Origin of the sequence: Miniimonas arenae (genome assembly GCF_006351005.1) — a bacterium.
Classification (GTDB): Bacteria; Actinomycetota; Actinomycetes; order Actinomycetales; family Beutenbergiaceae; genus Miniimonas; species Miniimonas arenae.
The window spans coordinates 1-20,797 of the sequence record NZ_VENP01000017.1 but is presented as its reverse complement, the minus strand read 5'-3'; the positions used below and the strand labels follow the sequence as shown (position 1 = coordinate 20,797).

21 protein-coding genes, 1 tRNA gene and 1 pseudogene are annotated in these 20,797 nt (G+C 74.0%); 9 read left to right on the top strand and 14 right to left on the bottom strand.

Features of this window, described 5'->3' with window-relative positions; all coding sequences use genetic code 11:
- Nucleotides 1-89: 89 nt before the first annotated feature.
- The 3 genes from FH969_RS06290 to FH969_RS06280 all read right to left on the bottom strand — a co-directional run bounded on the left by FH969_RS06290 (nucleotide 90) and on the right by FH969_RS06280 (nucleotide 2,072).
- On the bottom strand, nucleotides 90-815 hold the full coding sequence (locus FH969_RS06290; RefSeq protein ID WP_139986511.1) for an LmeA family phospholipid-binding protein: 726 nt from the start codon (nucleotides 813-815) through the stop codon (nucleotides 90-92).
- 13 nt (nucleotides 816-828) lie between these two features.
- The gene (ybaK, locus tag FH969_RS06285) at nucleotides 829-1,311 is read right to left on the bottom strand and encodes a Cys-tRNA(Pro) deacylase (RefSeq protein WP_139986510.1); all 483 of its coding nucleotides are present in this window, start codon (nucleotides 1,309-1,311) and stop codon (nucleotides 829-831) included.
- Nucleotides 1,312-1,454: 143 nt separating this feature from the next.
- Entirely contained in the window at nucleotides 1,455-2,072 is a 618-nt protein-coding gene (locus FH969_RS06280; RefSeq protein ID WP_108718832.1) for a TetR/AcrR family transcriptional regulator, read from the bottom strand.
- Between the two features lie 139 nt (nucleotides 2,073-2,211).
- Between FH969_RS06280 and FH969_RS06275 the strand changes: the two genes are divergently transcribed.
- Nucleotides 2,212-2,469, top strand: coding sequence for a DUF4235 domain-containing protein (locus FH969_RS06275; protein ID WP_139986509.1), 258 nt, complete (start codon nucleotides 2,212-2,214; stop codon nucleotides 2,467-2,469).
- Between the two features lie 23 nt (nucleotides 2,470-2,492).
- Here FH969_RS06275 and mnhG read toward each other — a convergent pair whose 3' ends face one another.
- The 6 genes and pseudogenes from mnhG to FH969_RS06245 all read right to left on the bottom strand — a co-directional run bounded on the left by mnhG (nucleotide 2,493) and on the right by FH969_RS06245 (nucleotide 10,095).
- Entirely contained in the window at nucleotides 2,493-2,945 is a 453-nt protein-coding gene (gene mnhG / locus FH969_RS06270) for a monovalent cation/H(+) antiporter subunit G (protein ID WP_313554849.1), read from the bottom strand.
- Nucleotides 2,942-3,352 (bottom strand): MrpF/PhaF family protein, encoded by a 411-nt coding sequence (locus FH969_RS06265; RefSeq protein ID WP_139986508.1) that lies wholly within the window; start codon nucleotides 3,350-3,352, stop codon nucleotides 2,942-2,944. Before FH969_RS06265 ends, mnhG begins: the two co-directional genes overlap by 4 nt.
- A complete protein-coding gene (locus FH969_RS06260) occupies nucleotides 3,349-4,158 on the bottom strand; it encodes a Na+/H+ antiporter subunit E (RefSeq protein WP_139986507.1) in 810 nt (269 codons plus the stop codon). The genes FH969_RS06265 and FH969_RS06260 overlap by 4 nt, the downstream gene beginning before the upstream one ends.
- On the bottom strand, nucleotides 4,155-5,894 hold the full coding sequence (locus FH969_RS06255) for a Na+/H+ antiporter subunit D (RefSeq protein WP_139986506.1): 1,740 nt from the start codon (nucleotides 5,892-5,894) through the stop codon (nucleotides 4,155-4,157). Before FH969_RS06255 ends, FH969_RS06260 begins: the two co-directional genes overlap by 4 nt.
- 350 nt (nucleotides 5,895-6,244) lie before the next feature.
- Nucleotides 6,245-6,679 (bottom strand): annotated as a pseudogene (locus FH969_RS06250) (Na(+)/H(+) antiporter subunit C); the annotation flags it as partial.
- A 41-nt stretch (nucleotides 6,680-6,720) separates the two neighbouring features.
- Nucleotides 6,721-10,095, bottom strand: a complete 3,375-nt coding sequence (locus FH969_RS06245; protein ID WP_180359697.1) for a Na+/H+ antiporter subunit A — start codon at nucleotides 10,093-10,095, stop codon at nucleotides 6,721-6,723.
- 271 nt (nucleotides 10,096-10,366) lie between these two features.
- Here FH969_RS06245 and FH969_RS06240 point away from each other — a divergent pair, with 271 nt between their 5' ends.
- The 3 genes from FH969_RS06240 to FH969_RS06230 all read left to right on the top strand — a co-directional run bounded on the left by FH969_RS06240 (nucleotide 10,367) and on the right by FH969_RS06230 (nucleotide 15,237).
- Nucleotides 10,367-11,266 carry a hypothetical protein gene (locus FH969_RS06240; protein ID WP_108718838.1) on the top strand — a complete coding sequence of 300 codons (900 nt, stop codon included), beginning with the start codon at nucleotides 10,367-10,369 and terminating at the stop codon, nucleotides 11,264-11,266.
- 80 nt (nucleotides 11,267-11,346) lie between these two features.
- A complete protein-coding gene (locus tag FH969_RS06235; protein WP_108718839.1) occupies nucleotides 11,347-13,134 on the top strand; it encodes an outer membrane protein assembly factor BamB family protein in 1,788 nt (595 codons plus the stop codon).
- Nucleotides 13,135-13,185: 51 nt separating this feature from the next.
- The gene (locus FH969_RS06230) at nucleotides 13,186-15,237 is read left to right on the top strand and encodes a PQQ-binding-like beta-propeller repeat protein (protein ID WP_139986504.1); all 2,052 of its coding nucleotides are present in this window, start codon (nucleotides 13,186-13,188) and stop codon (nucleotides 15,235-15,237) included.
- Nucleotides 15,238-15,267: 30 nt separating this feature from the next.
- On the opposite strand, the gene FH969_RS06225 is transcribed toward FH969_RS06230, so the two are convergent.
- Nucleotides 15,268-16,203, bottom strand: a complete 936-nt coding sequence (locus FH969_RS06225; RefSeq protein ID WP_139986503.1) for a hypothetical protein — start codon at nucleotides 16,201-16,203, stop codon at nucleotides 15,268-15,270.
- Between the two features lie 29 nt (nucleotides 16,204-16,232).
- Nucleotides 16,233-16,811 (bottom strand): dCTP deaminase, encoded by a 579-nt coding sequence (gene dcd, locus FH969_RS06220; RefSeq protein WP_108720126.1) that lies wholly within the window; start codon nucleotides 16,809-16,811, stop codon nucleotides 16,233-16,235.
- 71 nt (nucleotides 16,812-16,882) lie between these two features.
- On the opposite strand from dcd, the gene FH969_RS06215 reads away from it, so the two are divergent.
- From FH969_RS06215 to FH969_RS06205, 4 genes are all read left to right on the top strand, one after another.
- Nucleotides 16,883-17,374 (top strand): hypothetical protein, encoded by a 492-nt coding sequence (locus FH969_RS06215; RefSeq protein ID WP_139986502.1) that lies wholly within the window; start codon nucleotides 16,883-16,885, stop codon nucleotides 17,372-17,374.
- A gap of 117 nt (nucleotides 17,375-17,491) precedes the next feature.
- Complete coding sequence (locus tag FH969_RS15180; RefSeq protein WP_180359696.1) at nucleotides 17,492-17,668, top strand: hypothetical protein; 177 nt, start codon at nucleotides 17,492-17,494, stop codon at nucleotides 17,666-17,668.
- Nucleotides 17,669-17,966: 298 nt separating this feature from the next.
- On the top strand, nucleotides 17,967-18,434 hold the full coding sequence (locus tag FH969_RS06210) for a hypothetical protein (RefSeq protein ID WP_108718844.1): 468 nt from the start codon (nucleotides 17,967-17,969) through the stop codon (nucleotides 18,432-18,434).
- Between the two features lies 1 nt (nucleotide 18,435).
- Entirely contained in the window at nucleotides 18,436-18,633 is a 198-nt protein-coding gene (locus FH969_RS06205; protein WP_108718845.1) for a helix-turn-helix transcriptional regulator, read from the top strand.
- A gap of 156 nt (nucleotides 18,634-18,789) precedes the next feature.
- On the opposite strand, the gene FH969_RS06200 is transcribed toward FH969_RS06205, so the two are convergent.
- Nucleotides 18,790-19,833, bottom strand: a complete 1,044-nt coding sequence (locus tag FH969_RS06200; RefSeq protein WP_139986501.1) for a glutathione S-transferase family protein — start codon at nucleotides 19,831-19,833, stop codon at nucleotides 18,790-18,792.
- A gap of 134 nt (nucleotides 19,834-19,967) precedes the next feature.
- Here FH969_RS06200 and FH969_RS06195 point away from each other — a divergent pair.
- Nucleotides 19,968-20,038, top strand: a tRNA-Gly gene (locus tag FH969_RS06195).
- 101 nt (nucleotides 20,039-20,139) lie between these two features.
- Here the strand turns inward: FH969_RS06195 and FH969_RS15175 are convergent.
- Nucleotides 20,140-20,361, bottom strand: coding sequence for a hypothetical protein (locus tag FH969_RS15175; RefSeq protein WP_180359695.1), 222 nt, complete (start codon nucleotides 20,359-20,361; stop codon nucleotides 20,140-20,142).
- Entirely contained in the window at nucleotides 20,358-20,495 is a 138-nt protein-coding gene (locus FH969_RS15170) for a hypothetical protein (RefSeq protein WP_180359694.1), read from the bottom strand. Before FH969_RS15170 ends, FH969_RS15175 begins: the two co-directional genes overlap by 4 nt.
- Between the last annotated feature and the right edge of the window lie 302 nt (nucleotides 20,496-20,797).

The following is a 20,797-nucleotide window of genomic DNA, read 5'->3' as shown; positions in this document are numbered from 1 at the left end:
GGCGGAGCGATCTCGAACAGCCGGTGAGGTGGTCGTGACCGTCGGGCGCGACGCAGGGAGCGCGTCCGCCGTCGGCGCCTCGCGCCGAGTCAGGGGAGCACGACGTCGGTCCCCTCGACCGTCAGCTCGACGCCCGCGTCCGACGGCGTGACCGCGGTGACCTCGGTGCCCGCCGGCAGTCCCTCGAGGGACACCGTGGCGCCGTCGAGCGCCTGCTGGATGCTGTCGCCGAGACCGAACGGAAGGTCCGCGGGGTCGACGCTCATCCCGGCGACCCGCAGGTCCGAGACCGACAGCAGGATCTCCCGCCCGGCGGGCTCGGGCGTGATCTCGGCCTGCACCGCGGTGAGGCCGAGCACGTCGACCGAGGCCGTGATCCCGCCGTCGTGCGGCGTGACGATCACCCCGCCGAGGGCTTCCGCCACGGACCCGAGCCCGGCGACCCGGTCGTCGACCGCCTGTTGAAGGCTCGCCGTCGGGAGCGTGCCGTGCACGGTGAGGGCGTCGATGCCCGACCCGTTGGTCGCGACGCCGGACGCCGTGCCCGACACGTCGGTGAGCGCGAGGCCCTCGAGCGTCACGGAGTCGAGGGAGTACGAGACGTCCTCGAGCGCGCCCGCGGCGAGCTGGGTGAGGAACGGGAAGCCACCCACGGCCACGTCGACGCCCTCGCCGGCGACCTCGGTGGCGAGCCCGTCGGCGATCCGCATCGCGGCGACGGCGGCGGCTACGCGGTCGGCGGCGAACGCCGCACCCGCAGCGAGCAGCACGATGCCGGCCGTGACTCCGACGGCGCGCAGGGGGTGGCGACTCATGGCCCGACGGTACCTAGCCGCGGGCGATGTCGGCGTACTCGCCCCCGGTGACGGCGAGCAGGTCGTCGGGGGCGAGCTCGACGTCGAGCCCGCGTCGCCCGCCGGACACGAGGATCTGCTCGCACAGGATCGCCGAGGAGTCCAGCACGGTGCGGTGCGCGGTGCGCTGCCCGACGGGCGAGATCCCGCCGACGACGTACCCCGTCCGGCGCTGGGCCACGGCCGGGTCGGCCATCTCCGCCCTCCGGCCGCCGACTGCCGCGGCGAGCCGATTGAGGTCGAGGCGCGCGGCGACGGGCACGACGGCGACGACGAGCGCGCCGTCGACGTCCGCCATCAGCGTCTTGAACACCCGTTCCGGCGCGATGCCGAGCTTCTCCGCCGCCTCGAGCCCGTACGCCGCGGCGCGCGGGTCGTGGGCGTAGGTGTGCTGGGTGAACGGGACCGATGCCGCAGTGAGGGCGAGGATCGCGGGCGTGCCGGCGGGAGTGCTCACCCCGACATCGTCCCGCGCCGGACCGTCGGTCGGCGCGATCGTCGTGCGCGCCCCGACCCGCGCACGACGGCAGCCCGCCCCTCGAGAGAGCTCGGCGCGCGGCTCCCCGCCGCGGATCCCGTGGTCGTCCCGGCCTGAGACGCTCAGGCGGTGCGGCGTCCCACGAGGTGAGGGTCCACGCCGACGGCGCGCATCACGAACGCCACCGTCTCGTCGATCGCGCGGGTACGCCCGGGCCCGTCCTCGGGCACGTTGCGCGCCGACAGGCACGAGTTGATGAGGGGCACGACGGCGTCGAGGTCCTGACGCGGGAAGCGCCCGGTCGCGATGCCCAGCACGAGGATGCGTCGCAGGGGCGCCTCGACCTGCTGGATGTGCTCGCGCAGGCGCATCATCGTGGCGCGCGAGACGACCGTGCGCAGGTCCGGGCCGGGCGCCAGGTGGTAGACCCGCTTGAGGTGGATCTGCTGCTGCACGTACGTGCGCAGCTGCTCCACCGGGTCCTCGAGGCCGGCCAGGGACTCCTCGAGCGCCGCGATGTAGGAGGTCGTCTCATGCTCGATGAAGCCGAGCAGGAGGGACTCCTTGTCGGGGAAGTGGTTGTAGACCGCGGTACGCCCGACGCCGGCCTCGGCGGCGATGTCGGCGAGCGTGATGGCGTCGAACCCCTCGCGCTCCATGAGCGTGGACAGCGCGGTGAAGAGTCGGAGGCGCACCTGTTCCCGGTGCTCGGCCAGCGTGGCCCCGATGATCTTCGGCACCTCCTCACTATGCCACGGATCTGACTGGGCCCGCTTACGTGTCAGATCGACGACCACGTGGCGTATGTCTCGCGCGCGGTGGGCCGGGGTAGGGTCGTGACGTGGTCGCCGGCGGCGCGGCCGACACAAGGAGGCACCCGTGAATCAGCAGAAGATCGTCCAGACGGTCGCCGTGATGGCCGCGGGCTTCGTCGCGACCCGGGTCCTCAGCCTCGTCTGGAAGCGCGTCTTCGGTCACAAGCCGCCGGGCACCGTGGACGACGAGCAGGACTCCAGCCTTCGCGAGATCGTGCTCTTCGCGGCCGTCTCCGGGGCGATCGCCGCCCTCGCTCGCGCCGGCGCCACCAAGGCGGCCGTGCGCTTCACGGACAAGTCGCTCGCCGAGTCGCGCGACTGACCGACCGGCCCGGCGCCGCGTCCTCAGGCGTCGCTGCCGCGCTTCTCGGTGTCGGCGAGCGCCTGCACCATCGCGTCGTCGGCATCGTCGATGTCGGTGACGTGCTCGGTCCGCCGCACCGCGGCGAGGTCGTCCGTGAGCTCGTCCACCACGAGCAGGTCGTCGCGCACCCGTCCGGTGCGGTAGCCCGCGCGACCCACCATGTGCGCCGACACCGGCGCGGTGATGAGCTGGAAGAGCAGCACCAGCACGAGCGTCCAGATCACGACCCCGGTCCGGATCTCCAGCGCGAGTCCCGTGAGCAGCATGCCGAGGCCCAGCACCTGCGGCTTCGTCGCGGCGTGCATGCGTGCGAGCAGGTCGGGGAACCGCGCGATCCCGAGCCCGGCGACCATCGCGAGGAACGACCCCGCCAGGAAGAGCACGGCGGCGAGCACGTGCAGCACGGTGTCCAGGATGCTGCCCTCGGCGATCACGATCCGCCCTCCTGCTGCTCGCGGCCCACCGTCGCCGAGCTCCCGCCCGATCCGGAGCGACGCTCCTCTGCCTCGGCGAGCTCGGCCTCGCGCCGGGCGCGTTCGAGCTCGCGGGCCTCCTCGCGGGAGAGGATGCGGCGGTCGTCGTCACTGTCGGCCGCGGCGAACCGCGCGACGGTCACCGAGCCGATGAACCCCACGAGAGCGAGCACCACGAGCACGGGCACGAGGTCCACCCGTCCCGTCCAGGCGGACACGAGCGCCACCGTCGCGAGCACGCTCGCCACCACGACGTCGACGGCGACCACCCGGTCGAGCATGCTCGGCCCGCGTTCGGCGCGCACGAACGCGCACACCGCCCCGATCGTGAGCATGATCCCGCAGGCCACCGCCACCCAGAGCGTCATCGCGCGTCGCCTCCCTCGTCGCGTCGCCGAGACCGCGTACCGCGATCACCTGCGCCCGAGACCGCGCTCGAGCCTGAGCTCGAGCCGGACCGGCCCGACCCGGGCGCCCCCTGGTCGGGCACCGCACGCGACGCGACGGCCGCGCCGCCCCGCGCGCGGGAGGGCCCGCCGAACCGTCGCGGCGGGAGCCCGGCGGCAGCGATCTCCTCGTCCGAGGCGAGCGCGTAGAGCACCCGCGCCTCCTGGTCCAGCACCACGGTGCGGGCGTGCTCGACGGCGCCCGGCCCGCTCAGGTCCAGCGTGTGGACGTAGAGGGTGCCGGTGGCGCGGTGCGCCTCGACGATGATCGACCCGGGCACGAGCGAGCACAGGTCGGCCGTGAGCGTGAGGTACAGGTCGCTGCGCGAGCGCAGCCGCACCCGCAGCACGCCCCCGCGCGGCTCGTGGCCGAAGCGCAGCGCCACGGCCGCGACGTGCACGCTCGCCACGACGATGTCGCCGGCCAGCCGGCCGAACAGTCGCACCAGGCCGAACCCGGAGGGGCGGCCGGCGAACGGCACGCGCGGCAGCGGGAGGAACCACGCGACGGCGAGCGCGACCATCAGTCCCGCGAGCACGTTCGCGATCGTGAGATCGCCCCACAGCAGCACCCACACGACGGCGAGCCACACCACCGCGGTGACGGAGGGTCGCCGGCGCAGCGTCACGCCGGGCTGCGCGGCCCCCCCCGCGACGCCGCTGGTCGCAGCGGCGTCGGTCCGAGGGGCATCGGCCCGCACCACGTCGTTCGACGGTCGCCTGCTCATCCCGCGCTCCCGTCCCGCGCTGCGGCCACGCTCGACGGCGCACCCACCGCGTCGCTCGCCGTCGTGCCCTGGGCGTCGCTCGCCGTCGTGCCCTGGGCGTCGCTCGCCGTCGTGCCCTGGGCGTCGCTGCCGCCGGTGCCATGGTCGCCGCTCGCGTCGTCGGCACCGCCGGCGCTGTCGGCGTCGTCCGGCGCACCGCCGGTCTCGTCGGCGACCTCGGGCGAGCGGCCCTCGCCGCGGTCGCCGTTGACGAGCACCGCGTCGATGTAGGGCGAACGGGCGGTGAGGTCGTGCGCGGCGTTCTGCGCGTAGCTGTAGAGCGGACCGGCGAGGAAGGTGAGCGCGCACGAGACGGTGACGATCGCCGTCGCCGCGCCGAAGGTGGTCCGGGGTGTGCGCACGTCCGGCAGCGGCGCGGGCGCGGGCTGCCAGAACGCCTTGTTCCACGCCTTCACGATGGCGTACAGCGTGAGCAGAGAGGTGAGCAGTCCCGCCGCGACGACGGCGTACGCCAGCGGCGTGCCGAGCTGGACGCCGGCCTGGAGCAGGCCGACCTTGCCGAGGAACCCCGAGAGCGGCGGGATCCCCGCGAGGTTCATGGCCGGCACGAAGAACACGATCGCGAGCGCGGGCGCCACCTTGACCAGGCTGCCGAGCCGGTCCAGCGACGTGGTCCCGCCGCGCTGCTCGATGAGGCCGGCGACGAGGAAGAGCGCGGTCTGCACGGTGATGTGGTGCACCACGTAGAAGATCGTCGCGGCGATCCCGACGTCGGACGCCACGGCGATGCCGAAGAGCATGTACCCGATGTGGCTGACCAGCGTGAACGACAGCAGACGTTTGAGGTCGTCCTGCGCCACGGCGCCGAGGATGCCCACGACCATCGTGAGCAGCGCCAGCACGAGCAGCGCGTCGTTCAGGGCGCCGGACGGGAACAGCAGCACCTGGGTGCGGATGATCGCGTAGATGCCGACCTTGGTGAGCAGGCCCGCGAACACCGCCGTGACCGGTGCGGGCGCGGTCGGGTAGGAGTCCGGCAACCACGCCGAGAGCGGGAAGATCGCGGCCTTGATCCCGAACCCGAGCAGCAGCATGACCTGCAGGATCAGCTGCGTGCCGGGGTCGAGCTCGGGCAGTCGCTGCCCCAGCTGGGCGAGGTTGAGCGTGCCCGTGGCGGAGTAGATCATCGCGATCGCCACGAGGAACAGCATCGACGACAGCAGCGAGACGATGACGTAGATCGTCCCGGACCGGATCCGGTCGCCCGTCGCACCCAGCGTGATGAGCACGAAGCTCGCGCCCAGCAGGATCTCGAACGCGACGTACAGGTTGAACAGGTCGCCCGAGATGAAGGCGTTCGCGACGCCCGCCGCGAGCACGAGGTACGTGGGGTGGAACACCGAGACCGGGGTCTTGTCCGAGTCGGTCTCGTCGTTCGCGCCCTGCGCGATCGAGTACGCGAGCACGCCGAGCAGCACGACGCTCGAGACCGTGAGCATGAGCGCCGAGAGGCGGTCCACGACCAGCGCGATGCCCACCGGCGCCGCCCAGTCGCCGACGTTCATCACGAGCGGGCCACTGTTCGCCTGCACCAGGAGCGCGATGGCGACGGCGAGCATCGCCGACACCGCCGTCACCGAGATGGCGGCCTGGAGCCTAGGCCTGCGGGCCATCGTGAGCGCGAGGCCCGCGCACACGAGCGGGATCGCGACGGGGAGCGGGACGAGCCAGGTCATCGCGCGTCACCGCCCGGGCGCGGCCCGCCGTCGGGCGCCCCGCCGTCGACCGCCCCGCGGTCGGCCGCGTCGCGGTCGGCGGTCTCGCGGTCGTGCGCCTCGTGCGGGCGGGTCGCGCCGTCGGTTGCCTCGTGCGGGGACTCGCCCGCGGTCGTCTCGTGGCCGGCCTCGCCGTCGGCTGCCTCGCCGGGCGCCTCAACCTGCGTCGGTTCGCCGTCGCCCGCTGCGTCGCCCTCGCCCTCGCCCTCGTCGTCGTCAGCCGTGCCCGACGGCGAGGCGTGCCTCGGGTCGTTCGCGTGCGCCTCGGGCACGGGGTGCTCCTCGTTCCCCTCGGCCGGGCTCGTCCCGAGGGCCTCGGGGGCGAGCTCGGGGGCGAGCTCCTCGGTCTCGTCGCGCACCTGCGCGGCCTCGAGGGCGCGGTTCGGCCCGGCCTCGTCGGTGCGGGTGTCGAGCTCACCGCGCTCGGCGCGCCGGGCGATGCGGCGGTCCTCGACGTCGTCCTGGATCTCGTCGTGGCCGTGCAGCTGCCACGAGCGGTAGGCCATCGCGAGGATGAACGCGGTGAACCCGAGCGTGATGACGATGGCCGTCAGCACGAGGGCCTGGGGGAGCGGGTCGCTCATCGGCTCGTCCGAGTCGCCGATGAGCGGCGGCCCGCCCGCGGCGCCGCCCGCGACGAGGATGAGAAGGTTGACGCCGTTGCCGATCAGCGCGACGCCGAGCAGCACCCGGGTGAGCGAGCGCTCCAGGAGCAGGTAGACGCCGGTCGCGATGAGCGCGCCCATCACCACGACGAGCACGAGGTTGGGGCTGTTGTCGGTGACGATCACGCGCGCTCACCCCCGGAGCCGTGTCCCGAGGAGCCGCCGGACCCACCGGGGCCGTCGTCGAGGCCCCCGTGCGGCCCGGACCCGGACCCGCCCGCCCCGACGGCGACGGGCACCCGAGCGGCGGCGCCGTCCCGGATCGCGTCGTGGGCGATGTCCGGGGCGCTGATGCCCTCCTGCTCGCCCTGCCGGTCGATCTCGGCGCCGAGCGAGCGCAGGACGTCGAGCACGAGGCCGATCACGACGAGGTACACCCCGATGTCGAAGAAGAGCGTGGTGACGAGCTTGATCTCGCCGAAGGGACCGGCGTCGAACGTCACGACGGCAGACTCGAGCATCGAGCCGCCGAACAGGAGGGGCACGAGCCCGGCGCCCACCGAGAGGAACAGGCCCGAGCCGAGCAGGAAACCGGCGTTCACGGGCGCGGCCTCGCCGAGCTCGTAGCGACCGCCGGCGAGGTACCGCAGCACGAGCGCGATCCCGGCCACCAGGCCGCCCGCGAACCCGCCGCCCGGCGCGTTGTGGCCGGAGAAGAGCAGGAACACCGAGAACACGACCATGGTGTGGAAGAGCAGGCGCGTGGCGATCTCGAGGATGACCGAGCGGCGCTGCGGCGCGAGGGTCGCCCCAGCCGACAGCCAGCGCTGGTTGCGCAGGGTGGCGCCGAGCGAGCCGGCGGTGGACCGTGCACCGTCCGAGGCGTCGGACGGCAGACCGTCGGGGTTGAGGCCACCTGCTGCGCCGGGCTCATCCTCGGCGCGCGAGTCCGCTCGCCGGGGACCCACGAGTCCCACGCCGCTGTCATCCGCGACCTGCGCGTCCGACCAGTGCTCGCCGTCGTGCGCGTGGTCGTCGCCGGGCCGACTGCGTGCACTCGACGCGGGCTCGCCGTCGTACCCGCTGCCTCGCCGACCCGGGCTGCCCACGCCGTAGGGCGCCCGCGGCGCGGCGTTGCCCACGAGGTCCTGCCCCCCGGCCTCGCCGAGGCGAGCCAGCGCGGGCGAGCCGTGTGCGCTCTCGCTCCAGACGGCGCCGCGCGCGTCACCGGCGTCGGCGGCGCGCTCCACGCGGGCGGTGCGGACCCGGAGGAAGACGATCGACGCGACGCCGGTGGCCGCGACGAGGAGCACCGAGATCTCGCCCATGGTGTCCCACGCGCGGATGTCGACGAGCGTGACGTTGACGATGTTCCGGCCGTTGCCCCAGGCGTAGGCCTCGTCGGGGAAGTCCACCGACACGGGCTGAGCCACGCGCGCCTGCGCCGCGACCAGGACGCCGATGCTGATGACCGTCCCGACGGCGATCCCGAGCGCCGCGCGGAACCAGCGGCTCGACGCGAGCGGGCGGTTGGAGAAGTAGGCGGGCAGGCGGCGCAGCACGAGCACGAACACGACGAGCGTCACGGTCTCGACGAGCACCTGGGTGAGCGCGAGGTCGGGGGCGCCGTGGAGCTCGTAGAGCACCGCGACGCCGTAGCCGGAGATGCCCAGCAGCAGGACGGCCTTGAGCCGGCGGCGTGAGCGGGCCGCCGCGATGCCGGCCACCACCACGAACACGCCCACCACGAGCTGGACCGGGCTGTCCCACAACCGGACCGAGCCGATCGACGCGCCGCCGCCGTGCCCGAGCAGCATGGCGGTGCCCGTGGCGACCGTGGCGGTGACGAGAATGACGCTGAGGTACACGGGGATCGACCCGCGCTGGGTGAGCGAGGTGAGGAACCCGGCGCCCCGATCGAGCCGGCGCATGAACCGGCGGTAGGTGTCCTCGGCGTCGAGCACGAAGGCGTCGTGCGCCTGCAGGCGGGAGTCGCGGCCGCCGAACCAGAACAGCGCGGCGCCCGACGCGAGGATCACCACGGTGAGCAGCAGCGGCACGCCGAACCCGCCCCACAGCACGAGGTGCCCGGCGGAGCCCGTGGGGTACGTCTCCGCGTAGGGGCCGAGCAGTCGCTCGCCGAGGCCCGGGACGAGCCCGGCCGCGAGGCCGCCGAGGGCAAGCACCGTCGGCGGGAGGAACATCGGCCACGCCTCGCGGTCGACCTCGTTGTCGGACAGCCCCCGCTTCGTCGAGAACGCGCCCCACCAGAACCGCAGCCCGTAGGCCACCGTCAGGACCGAGCCGAGCACCACGACGGCGAGCAGTGCGACCGAGGTGGGTGCGCCGTCGAGCGTCACGCCGTGCCAGAGGCCCTCGAGCGCGGCCTCCTTCGCGACGTACCCGGCGAACGGCGCGATGCCGATCATCGAGGCGATCGCGAGCGCGGCGACGACGGCGAGGAACGGCATAGTCCGGCGCAGGCCGGAGAGCTGGTGGATGTCACGCGTGCCGGTGGCCGCGTCGACGATGCCGACGACGAGGAACAGCGACGCCTTGAACATCGCGTGCGCGCCGAGCATCGCGATGCCCGCGAGCGCGACGGCGCGGTCGCTCTGCCCGACCAGGAGGATGAGCAGGCCGAGCTGGCTCACCGTGCCGTAGGCGAGCACGAGCTTGAGGTCCCACTGCCGTAACGCGCGATACCCCCCCAGGAGCAGCGTGATCGTCGCGAGCACGAGCAGCGGCCAGGACCAGGCGTCCCACGTGGCGAAGCCGGGGGCGAGCCGTGCCACGAGATACACCCCGGCCTTCACCATGGCCGCGGCGTGCAGATAGGCGCTGACCGGCGTGGGCGCGGCCATCGCCGAGGGCAGCCAGAAGTGGAACGGGACGAGGGCGGACTTGCTCACGGCGCCGACGAGCACGCACACGATCGCGGTGGAGGTCACGCCGGTCAGCGCGGGCGGCGCCGCGGCCAGGGCCGAGAGCGAGTAGGACCCGCCCGGCGCCTCGCCGAGCAGGATGATCCCGGCGAGCATCACCAGGCCGCCGAACGTCGTCACGATGATCGCCTGCATCGCGGCGCGGCGGGAGACCTTGCGCTCGAAGTAGTGCCCGATGAGCAGGTAGGAGAAGACGGTGGTGAGCTCCCAGAACACGTAGAGCAGGAGCGTGGAGTCGGTGCTGACGAGGCCGAGCATCGCGCCGGCGAAGGCGACGAAGACGCCCGCGAAGCGCGGTTTCCCGGTGGCGCTCTCGGCGAAGTACCAGGCGCAGTACAGCAGCACGAGGGCACCGACGGCGCCGACGATCAACACCATGAACCAGCTGAGCGTGTCGATCCGGAAGTCGATCGTGAGATCCAGCCCCGGCACCCACGGGATCGACTGCACCCACGTGCGGCCGGCCAGCACGTCGGAGGTGAGGGTGAGCGCCCAGACCGCGGCCGAGGCGGGCGCGAGAGCGAGGACCGCGAACATGCGACGACCCCACCGGCGCACGAGAACGGGAGCCACGAGGGCGGCCGCGACGTGCAGCAGGAGGATCTGGAGCATGGGGGGTCCCGTCGTCAGGAGGGCGGGCGTGCCCATCTTAACGGCGTCCCGTGGGTCGCCGGTGGTCCGCCGGTGGTCGGCCGGTGGTCGGCCGGTGGTCCGCCGATGGCCCCGCCCCGGGGCGCCGTCGCCGGGCCGGCCTGCCCGCGGGCCACGCATCGTCGGCCTCCCGCGGGTCTCCCCGTCAAGCACAGGTCAACAGGCGGCCATCCGGGCGCGGTCGTGGCACCATGGGAGCGTCACGTGGAGTTCCTCCCGAAAGGTACGTTCGATGGCGAGCATCCTTCTGGTCCACGGCCGCAGCAGGCCGCTGTTCGGTCCCGCGCAGATGCGTGAGCAATGGCTCGTGGCGCTGCGCTCCGGGTTCGAGGCGGCGGGCATCGACGCCCCCTTCGCCGACGAGGACGTCCGACTGCCGTGGTACGGGGACTCGCTCACGCACCTCGTCGGTGGCGTCACGCGCGCCGAGGCGGAGCGGGTCTCGCTGCGCGGGCACCTGCACGCGGGTGAGCGTGAGTTCGTGCTCGACGTCGTGGTCCAGGTCGCACGCGCGTACAACTTCTCCGCGGCGCAGCTCGCCGCGGTGGCCGCACCTGACGACGAGGGCGCAGCCCCGCCGTCGTGGGGCTACGTGCGCACGGTGCTCGCCGCCGTCGACCGCTACGTCCCCGGGATGACGGGCGCGACCGTCGCCTTCGTCGCGCGGGAGTGCTACGGCTACCTCACCGACACTCGCCTGCGGCAGATGATCGACGACGGCGTCGCGGGCGTCGTGCGCGCGGGCGAGCCCACCGTGGTGCTCGCCCACTCGCTGGGCGCCGTCATCGCCTACCACGTGCTGCGTGCCCACCCCGCGGGGGAGTCGTGGCGGATCCCGCTCCTGGTGACGCTCGGCGCGCCGCTCGCCTGGCAGGCGGTCATCACCGCGCTCGGCCGGCTCGAGATCCGGCAGTTCCCGCGGCCGGTCGTGAACTGGGTGAACGCGCGCGACCCGCAGGACGCCGTCGCGATCGGGGGCGACCTCGTCGGGTCGCTGCTGCCGGTCGGCGCGGGCCTGCCGGACGTCCTCGAGGAGACGGGCGTGGTCAACCCCGAGGACGGCCGGCACGCCATCGAGTACTACCTCGCGGATCCGCTGGTCGCGGCGCACGTGGCGCGCGCGCTCGGGTAGCGCACCCGTCCCGGTCGCTCGGCGGCCCCCGGTGCCCCGGCTGCCACAGGTGGCCCCGTGCCCGCCGGTAGGGTCGCCCCGTGGCGCGTCGGCAGTGGGGGCTCGGGCCGCCCGTGCCCGATCGCGAGGAGCCGGCCGACGACGAGCCCAACCCCTACCTCCCCCCGGACGCGCAGCGTGAGCTGCGACGGGCGCGCGACGCCGAGAGACGGTCGCGGCGACGCCTGGCCGCCCGCCGGGCAGCCGCCGAGCGCGCGGGCGGTCGCCGCTCGCACTCCTGGGGTGCGTGGTTCGGCGCGCTCCTCGGTCGGCGGAAGGCGGAGCGCGACCCCGATGCCGGGCCCGACTCCGCCCCCGATACCGAGCCCGGCGCCGTGCCGCAGGACGCACCCACCGACGACGAGCCCACGCCGCACGGCGTCCGCGCCGTCGACGTCCCTCCCGCCACGGACGCCGGTTCCCGTCCCGACGACGAGCCGGCGCGCCCCCGCACCCCGAGCCGCAGACCCGCCCCCGGCCGCTCGGCGGGACGCGCCGCCGCGGGACGCTCGAGACGCGGTCCTCGCTCGTGGCTGCGCCGCACGCGCCTCGTGGTCGCCGCCGCCGCGCTCCTGACCCTCCTGGTGATCGGCGGCGTGCTGACGTACGTGCAGGCCAACCGGCCGGTCCAGCCGGACACGGCGCTCGACGTCGTGTGGCGCACCGACCTCAAGGACCTCGCCGCGAGCCCCGGGCCGCTCGCCGGGCTCGGCGACCTCGACGCCGTGCTCGTGTCCGGTGACCTCGTCGTGCTGCGCCTCGGGGAGACGACCTACCCCGACACCACGCGCGTGATCGCCGCCCTGGCGCTCGCGGACGGCACACCCGCCTGGCGCCTCGACCTCGCGGGCGGGGTGTGCGCGGACGAGGCGATCAGCTGGGAAGGCGCGCCGGCCGTCGTCTGCGCCGGGGTGCACGACGGCGAGCAGCAGCTTCTCGTCGTCGACGTCGCCGACGGGAGCGTACGGGCGCAGGCACCGCTCCCCTGGGACCCGGTGAGCATCGGCGCCGGCACGGACGGCGTCGCGCTCGTCGGCCCCACCGACCCGGCGACGGCGGCGACCCCGCTGGCCTGGTGGGCGCTCGACGACGGTGGGCTCGCCGTCGAGCCGGCGTGGGAGACGGACCTGCTCGACGTCGAGCCCGAGCTCGAGGAGGACCTGCGCAACAGCGACGGCGTGGCCGACCTGCGGCAGGCGGACTGGCTGCGAGCGGGCGACGCGGTGCTGCTGGACCTGCCCTACTACGCGAGCATGCGCGTCGACGCCGACGGCGTCTCGCTCCTCGACCGGTGCTGGTCGGTGCTGGTGGACGGCGACGCGTTCGTCTGCTCCGGGAGTACCGAGACCGTGCGCTACGGACCGGACGGTGCCGTGGAGTGGACGGTCCCGGACGCCGCGCTGAGCGCCGAGGCGGGCTGGGCGGTGCCGGTGCTCGTGACGCGGCACGACGCCGTGGGTGACGACACGTACGCGATGGTCGGCCTCGACGACGGCGCGACGCTGGGCGAGGTCGACCTCGACAGTGACGTGTCGCCGGCGCTCGCCGGCACGCCCGGGGACCCCCTGGTGGTCGTGGGCGACCGCCTGCTGGCGCTCGCCCCGGACGGCGCGCGGCGCTGGAGCGCGCCGCTCGGGGACCAGTGGGTGTCCCGGGTGTCGGTCGCGGGCGACCGAGTCGCGGTGGTCCAGTGGGACCTCACCGCGGTGTTCGACCTGGCCACGGGTGAGCGGGTGGCGCGCCTGGACCTGTACGACGCGATCCCGGTCGGCGACCGGCTCGTGCTCGAGCGGGGGGCGCACTCGGTGTCGTTGGTCCGGCTGCCCTGAGTCCGCCGGACGCGGCCGGAGGGGGCCGAACCGGTTGGGTATCGTCGGCCCATGCCCGGACCCGGTGACCAGCGCGACGGCGAGCAGCCACCCGAGTACGACCTGTCCGACGACCTGACGCTCGGTTTCGAGCGGTCCACCGCGACCCCGGCGCCGGGGGCTCCCGGAGCCCCGGCGATTCCGTCGGCCGCGCCGGGTGCGCCCGCCTCCGGCACCGGCTCGTGGGCGCCGAGCGCTCCTGGCGGCCCGGCCACGCCGTACTCGTCGGCGACGTCGGCACCGGGCTATCCGGCCCACCAGTCGGGCACGGGCGGCTACCCGCTGGCGCCCGGCCAGCCGGGCCAGCCCGGGCAGCTCGGCCTGCCGCCCCAGTCCACCTCGCCCGTGTGGCCCGCGTCGAGCGCCGGGTCGGCGGCGGCGTCGCCGGCCTCGTCGAGCCAGACGGCGCCCTCGCACGCGAACCCCTACCTGCCGCAGCCGTGGCAGGCGACGCCACCTTCGCCGTCGGGCGCCGCGCCGTCCTCCGCGCCGGGCTACGGCGCCGCGCCCTACGCCGCGCCGTCGGGCGTGCCCGCCTGGGGCACTCCGGCCGGCGCGCCCCCGGCCGGTGCCGGGCCGGCACAGCAGGGCACGAGCGGCTACGCCGCCGCCCCCGGCGGGACCCGGGCCCCCTCCCGGCCCGGCGGCTACGGCCCCTCGACCCCCGCCCCGGTCGGGTTCGGGCGCCCCGCCCGCCCGACCCCGAAGCGGAACGGCGGGTGCGTCGGTATCGTCGTGGGCGCGATCGTCGTCCTCGGCTTCGTCATCGCGGGGATCAACAACAGCCGTCCCGACGCCCCGACCGGCTCCGACCCGCAGCCGACGATCGCGAACCCGTCGATCCCCGCCGCACCCGCGGGCTCGACGGCGGAGCTCGCCCCGACCTGGACGCTCGCCTTCGACGACTCGACCGGGTACCCGACGAGCCGCGACATCTACGGGCTCGGCGGTTACCAGGCCGGCGTCGTCGCGGCCCAGGACGTCCTCGTCACCGCGATGACGCGGGACTTCGTCGGCGACGAGCCCGTCGAGGTCCGCGCGCTGTCCGTGGCAGACGGTTCGACGGTGTGGACGGCCACGCTGGACAGCGTCGTGTGCGCCCAGGACGTGATCGCCACGGACGCGGCGCCGTCGGGCGAGGTGGTCGTGTGCGCGGGCGCGCGGGCCGGCGGCGAGCACCTCGTCCAGCTCGACGTCGCCTCGGGCGCGGAGGTGCTCGACGTTATGGTCGACGCCCCGACGGCGAGCATCGCCGCGACGTCGGCCGGCGTGGCGCTGCTGGGCGAGACGGACATCGACACGGCCAGCACGTCGCTGGCCTGGTACGGCGTCGACGGGACGCGGACCTGGGTGACCGACCTCGTCGACCTCGACCCCGACTTCGCCGAGGACGTGACCTACGAGGACGAGGCGATCATCTACGACGCGTCCTGGGGGCGGTTCGCCGACGGCGTGCTGCTCGGCGTCGGCTCGTCGACCTACCCGCTCACCGCGGCCGAGGCCGGCGGCCCGCTGGAGTGCTACTCGGCGTACGTGGGGGAGACCGGGTACGTGTGCGACTCCTACCCGATCACCGCCTTCGACCCCGCCGGGGACGAGCTCTGGACGATCGACTACGACGACATGACCTCACTCGCCGGCGGCTGGGGCCGCTGGACGACGATCCCGCTCGGCCGCTCCTACCAGTCCTCCGGCTCGGTCTACTCCCCGTTCGACCCCGCGACGGGCGACGTGGGCGACCCGCTGTACGCGACGGACGAGTACCCGTACGTGGTCGGGTCCCCCGAGCATCCGCTCCTCGCCCTCGAGACCGGGCTCATCGGCATCTCGGCCGAGATGGACGCGTTGATCTGGGAGTACGACCTCAAGGACGGCCGGCCCTGGGCGGTCGGCGTCGCCGGGGACCGGATCCTCACCGCCGCCGACGACCGCGTGGACGTGCTCGACGCGGCCACGGGCGCACCGGTGGGGTCCATTCCGGAGGGCTACGGCGCGACGCCCGCCGGGGATCGCCGCGCGGTGTCCATCGGCTACGACGAGATGGCGTTCTACGCGCTGCCCTGAGCGGGCGGCCAGCTCAGCGCCGCGCAGCGGTCAGGCGAGGTCGACGAGGAACCCGTCCTCGTCGAGCACCTCGCCGCCCACCACCGCGCGCAGCGCCGCGGCGGCGCGTTCGATCGCCTCGCGCACCGATGCACGACGGCGCAGCGCACCTCGCGTCGTCGGCTCCCGTTCCGCGCCCTCCGCGAGCCAGCGCAGGCGGTAGGTCACGACCCCCTGACCGGTCCACGCCGCGTCCGCGAGGGGGGCGGGCAGCACCTCGGCGCCCTCGGCCTCGATCAGGACGCCCGGCTCGTCGTCGCGCTCGGACGGCCGCCAGAACGCGTGGTACCCGTCGAGCTCAGCGGTCGGGACCGCGCCGTCGAGGACCGTCACCCCCGGCAGGACGGGCCCGAGCACGTGGCCCATGGCCTCGGGGGTGAGCCACACCGGGGCGTGCACCGTGAGGTCGACGGCGGAGTCCGGGTCGGGCTCGAGCAGCACGCCCGTGGTGGTGCGCAGGATCCCGGCGAGCCGTCGCGCGCACGCGTGCACGACGTCGAGCACCTGTCGCTCGACGCCGTCGGGGTGGTGGGCGCCGAACGCGTCGAGCAGCGGGCCGTACCCGTGGGGCAGCGCGGGCGCGGGACCGGACCGGTCGGGCTCGACGTCGACCACCCACGCCTGCGTCACCCACGCCGGGAGGGCGAGGGCGTGCCGGGTGCGCAGGTCCACGCGCCACGGACCGGTGAGCGTGGCGCGCTCGGTGAGGGCGGGGGGCAGGTCGCCCGCCCCGTGCGTGCTGCCGCGCTGGTGCCGGGGCAGCAGGTCGAGCACGCCGGGCAGCTGCGGCGTGGGCAGCGCGGTCCACTGCGAGCCCGCGACGTGGGAGAGGACGAGTGAGGCGACCTCGTCGCTCTCGACGTCGTCGGCCAGCAGCAGCAGGTGGTGGTGATGCGCGACGGCGGGGGCGATGCCAGGGCGCCTCACCCTGCTCACGGCACCGGGCACGGCACCGCTCACGGCACCTGGGTGCGGTGGAACCCGAGGTGCGACCGGGACGCAGTGGGACCGCGCTGGCCCTGGTAGCGCGAGCCCTGCGCGCCGGAGCCGTAGGGCTTCTCGGCGGGGCTGGAGAGGCGGAAGAAGCAGAGCTGGCCGATCTTCATGCCGGGCCAGAGCGTGATCGGCAGGGTCGCGACGTTGGACAGCTCGAGCGTGACGTGGCCGGTGAACCCGGGGTCGATGAAGCCCGCCGTCGAGTGCGTGAGCAGGCCGAGGCGCCCGAGCGAGGACTTGCCCTCGAGGCGGGCCGCGACGTCGTCGGGCAGGGTGACGAGCTCGTGCGTGGCGCCCAGGACGAACTCGCCCGGGTGGAGCACGAACGGCTCGTCCGGCTCGACCTCGACGAGGCGGGTGAGGTCGCTCTGGTCCTTCGCCGGGTCGATGACGGCGTACTTGTGGTTGTCGAAGAGCCGGAAGTACCGGTCCAGGCGCACGTCGACCGAGCTCGGCTGGACCATCGCGTCGTCGAACGGCTCGAGCACCACGCGGTGCGAGGCGATCTCGGTGCGGATGTCGCGGTCGGAGAGCAGCACCCGCCCACCGTAGTGCGGCACGAGACTCGGGTCGGGGGCAAGCCCCGCGCGGCTCGAGACACGATGGGGTCATGATGACTTCACGCGAGGTCGACCGCGTGCCGACCGCACTGCTCGTCGCGGCGGCCGCCCTCGCGCTCGGCGGTTGCGCCGCACCCGCGGGTCAGGGCGCGAGCGCCGATCCGTCGCGTGCTGGGGCGGCCTCCCGTTCGCCCCAGCGGCGTTCGACGGCGGGCTCGAGCCGAGCGATCCGGACGCGGTTCTCGCGGCGCTGGAGACGCTCGCCCGTCGAGGGCGGCATCGACGCGCCGCAGGAGCTGCAGGATGCGCCCGTGGCTGACGCGCGGTGGATCGTGCTGCGCGAGACCGGCGACGAGGTGCTGGTCGGGCTGGGCGCCTGGGGTCCCGTGGGTCCGCTGGACGACGCGGCGGAAATCGTGACCTTCGCCAGGACGCCCGACGGTCTGCAGGCGTTGGACTGGGGAGGGTGCTCGCTCGCCCCGGTGCCGCCGGAGCCCTGGACCTTCTGGGCCCACCTGGGCGCCCCCGACGCAGCCGCCTAGGACACCACCCTTCGGCTCCAGGTCACCGAGACCGCGTGCACGGGCGGCCGCGACCCCTCCCCGTACCTGCGCGAGCCCGTGGTGGTCGTGACCGCCGACTCCGTCACGATCTGGTGGGTGAGCGGCGACTTCGTGGGCGAACCGCCAGCCGATGCGGACGAGCCGCGCTGGACCTGGTCGAGCAATCCGATCGTCGAGCGGACCGTCGTCCTGGCCGAGCCTCTGGGGGGCCGCGCGGTTCTCGACGCCTCGAACTGGCCACCGCGGGACGTCCGGGGGGTGTCGCTCGGCTGAAAGCCTGCTGTGCGCCGGCTTGAGCGACGGCCGGCTTGCGCTCGGCCCGCGTGCGGCGAGTGCCCCGCAGTGACCCGCTCGCCGTCGCACACGGACCCTTGCGAGGTGCCGAGGAGCTCCTCTCGTTCATGGACTGTCCGGCCAGCCACGTCATCGCGCGGTGTACTCCCACCGCACGGTCGCGCGGGTCACGGCTAGGTCGCCCCCCTCCGTTGTGTGAAGTGCGCTTGACATGTAAAGTCCGTTTTACAGCGGGTCGCGCGCCGCGCGGCCGACGGACTCGGACGAGGAGCAGGCCATGGGCGATGGGGTGGCACGCAGCAGGTGGGGTCGATCGCGACTGGGTGGTGGCCGCTGGTCGGCACTCGCCGTCGCACTCCTGATCGGGGTGGTCCTCGCGGCGGGGTTCGGGGCGCTCGCGGCGGCGACGGGAGTCGTGGCGGACCACCCGCTGCTCGGCGGCGTGGTGTTCGCCGTGTGCACGGTTGGGCCGTGCGCTGCGCTCGGCTACCTCCTCGTGGTCGATCGCGACACGATCGCGGGGGCGACGCGTCGTCCCGAGGAGTCGGTGGAGTCGGGGTGGTACGAGCGCGCGGCGGCGGGCGCGCTGGGCGACATCGTGGTGCTCGCCGGGCTGACTCTGGTGGTCGCGACCTTCGTGCCGGCGATCGCCGACCTGCCGTTGCGCCTGGTGCTCGTCGTGCTCATCGGGGTGGCAGCGGCGTCCTGCGCGTTGCGCTACCTCGTGGCTCGGCGAAAGGGCTGACGTGCGCAACTCCGTGCTCGAGGCGCGCACTCGGCTCGGCTGGTCCCAGCAGCGCCTCGCCGACGAGCTCGGCGTCTCGCGTCAGACCGTGATCTCGATCGAGCGGGGACGCTTCGATCCCTCACTCCCGCTCGCGTTCCGCATCGCCGCCGTGTTCGAGGCGCGGATCGAGGAGCTGTTCTTCCCCGGTGACGCCTGAGTGCCGCCGGGGGCCTCGGGTTTCCGAGGCGCTCGGGCCGCAGGGGCTGCGCCGACTACGGCCCGTGGCGTCGAGAACGGTCCGCCGGGGGCCGTTCTCGACGCCACGGGCCGTTCTGGGCGAACTCACCCACCGGCGCAGCCGCGCCGAGGCGAGTCACGCCAGAGGCGAGTGCCCCGCGGTGACGCGCTCGCCGTCGCGCACGGGTCCTGGCGGGGTGCCGTCACCGAACGGGCGACCGCCGAGCTGCTCGCGGTGGTGCGGAGTGAGCCAGCCGGCGAGGTTCGGCCCCTTGGGCACGATGCCGGTGGGGTTCACGTCGTGGTGCACCACGTAGTAGTGCTGCTTGATCTGCTCGAAGTCGATGGTGTCGCCGAAGCCGGGGGTCTGGAAGAGGTCGCGCGCGTAGGCCCAGAGCGCCGGGAGCTCGGTGAGCTTCTGCCGGTTGCACTTGAAGTGGCCGTGGTAGACCGGGTCGAACCGGGCGAGCGTGGTGAAGAGGCGGACGTCGGCCTCGGTGATGGTGTCGCCCACGAGGTACCGCTGGCTCGTGAGCCGTTCCTCGAGCCAGTCGAGGGCGGTCCACAGGCGGTCGTACGCCTCGTCGTAGGACTCCTGGGAGCCGGCGAACCCGCACCGGTAGACCCCGTTGTTGACCTCGGTGTAGATGCGCCGCATCACCTGGTCCATCTCGTCGCGGTGGGCGGCGGGGAGGAGGTCGGGCGCGCCCTCGCGGTGGTAGTCGGTCCACTCGGTGGAGAAGTCCAGGGTGATCTGAGCGAAGTCGTTGGTCACGACGGCGCCCGAGCTCACCTCCACGATGGCCGGCACGGTGATCCCGAGCGGATACCCGGGGTCACGGCGCAGGTACGCGTCGCGGAGGAAGTGGATGCCGAGAACGGGGTCCACGCCGTCGGGGTCGAGGTCGAAGGTCCACGAGCGGTCGTCGTGGGTCGGGCCGGGCAGGCCGACCGACAGCGCGTCCTCGAGCCCGAGCAGGCGGCGCACGATGAGGGTGCGGTTCGCCCACGGGCACGCCCGCGCGGCGACGAGCCGGTAGCGGCCCGGCTCGACGGGATACCCGTCCTCGCCGTCGCGGGTGATACGGGTCGTGATGTAGCGCGCGTCGCGGGTGTAGCCCGCACCCGCTGTGGTGTAGCTCGTCCGGTGCTCGCCGTCGTTGCTGCCGTCGCTGCTCATGGGTCCATCATGACCCGGCGGGCGCGCGGCGCGCTCGTGCGCGGATCGTGCGGTGGCACGCACGACGGCGAGGAGCAGGTAGGATCGACGTCGTCGTCAGGCCGGACGCCTCACAGCCCCGGAACGGCGGCAGCGCGGGTGTAGTTCAATGGTAGAACTTCAGCTTCCCAAGCTGATAGCGCGGGTTCGATTCCCGTCACCCGCTCCCATGAGCCGGTCGGCGTCGACCAGTCGCCTTCCTTCTTCTTCTGCCCTGCGGCTCCCGGTCATCGCCCGCGGCACTCGGCCCGCGTCGGTCGTGCCGCCTCAGCGGCCGAGCTCCGCGCTCGGCGCGGGAGCACCCACCCGCCCGCGGACGAGGAGCAACGCGATCAGCGCGACGGCGATGAAGACGATGTTGAACGGTCCGGCGAGCGCCACCAACGGACTCGGGTCGGTGGTCGCCACGTCGACCCCGCCGGAGCCGAGGAATGTGGTGGGGTCGGTCAGGCCGTGAATGAGGATCGGCCAGACCAGGCTTCGGGTCACCGGAGCACGAGATACATCACCATCCCGAAGCCGAACGCGAACGCCATGGTCAGCGCCACCGTCGTGACCGCCTGGCCCGTGAGCACGTTGACGGAGTGCAGCAGCGCGAACAGCGCGGAGGAGACCACGGCCACCCGCGCGCTCGCGGTAGCCGGCGCTGCGCAGGATCCGCACCGCGATGCCGCGGGTCAGCAGCTCCTCGGTGAACCCGATGAGCAGTCCGGAGGCGAACGTGAGCGCGATGACCGAGGGGTCGAACGCGGCGTAGTCGATGCCAAGGAGCCGCAGCGCGATCGGGACCAGCGTCAGCGCGACGGCGACCCACATCCAGCGCTGCCCGTCGATCGGCTGTCGGCACAGGAGCTGGCCTAGCCACCCGAGGCTCGTGGTGAATGCGACGAGCACCACGGCTCCGAACAGGAGCGAGACGAGAAGT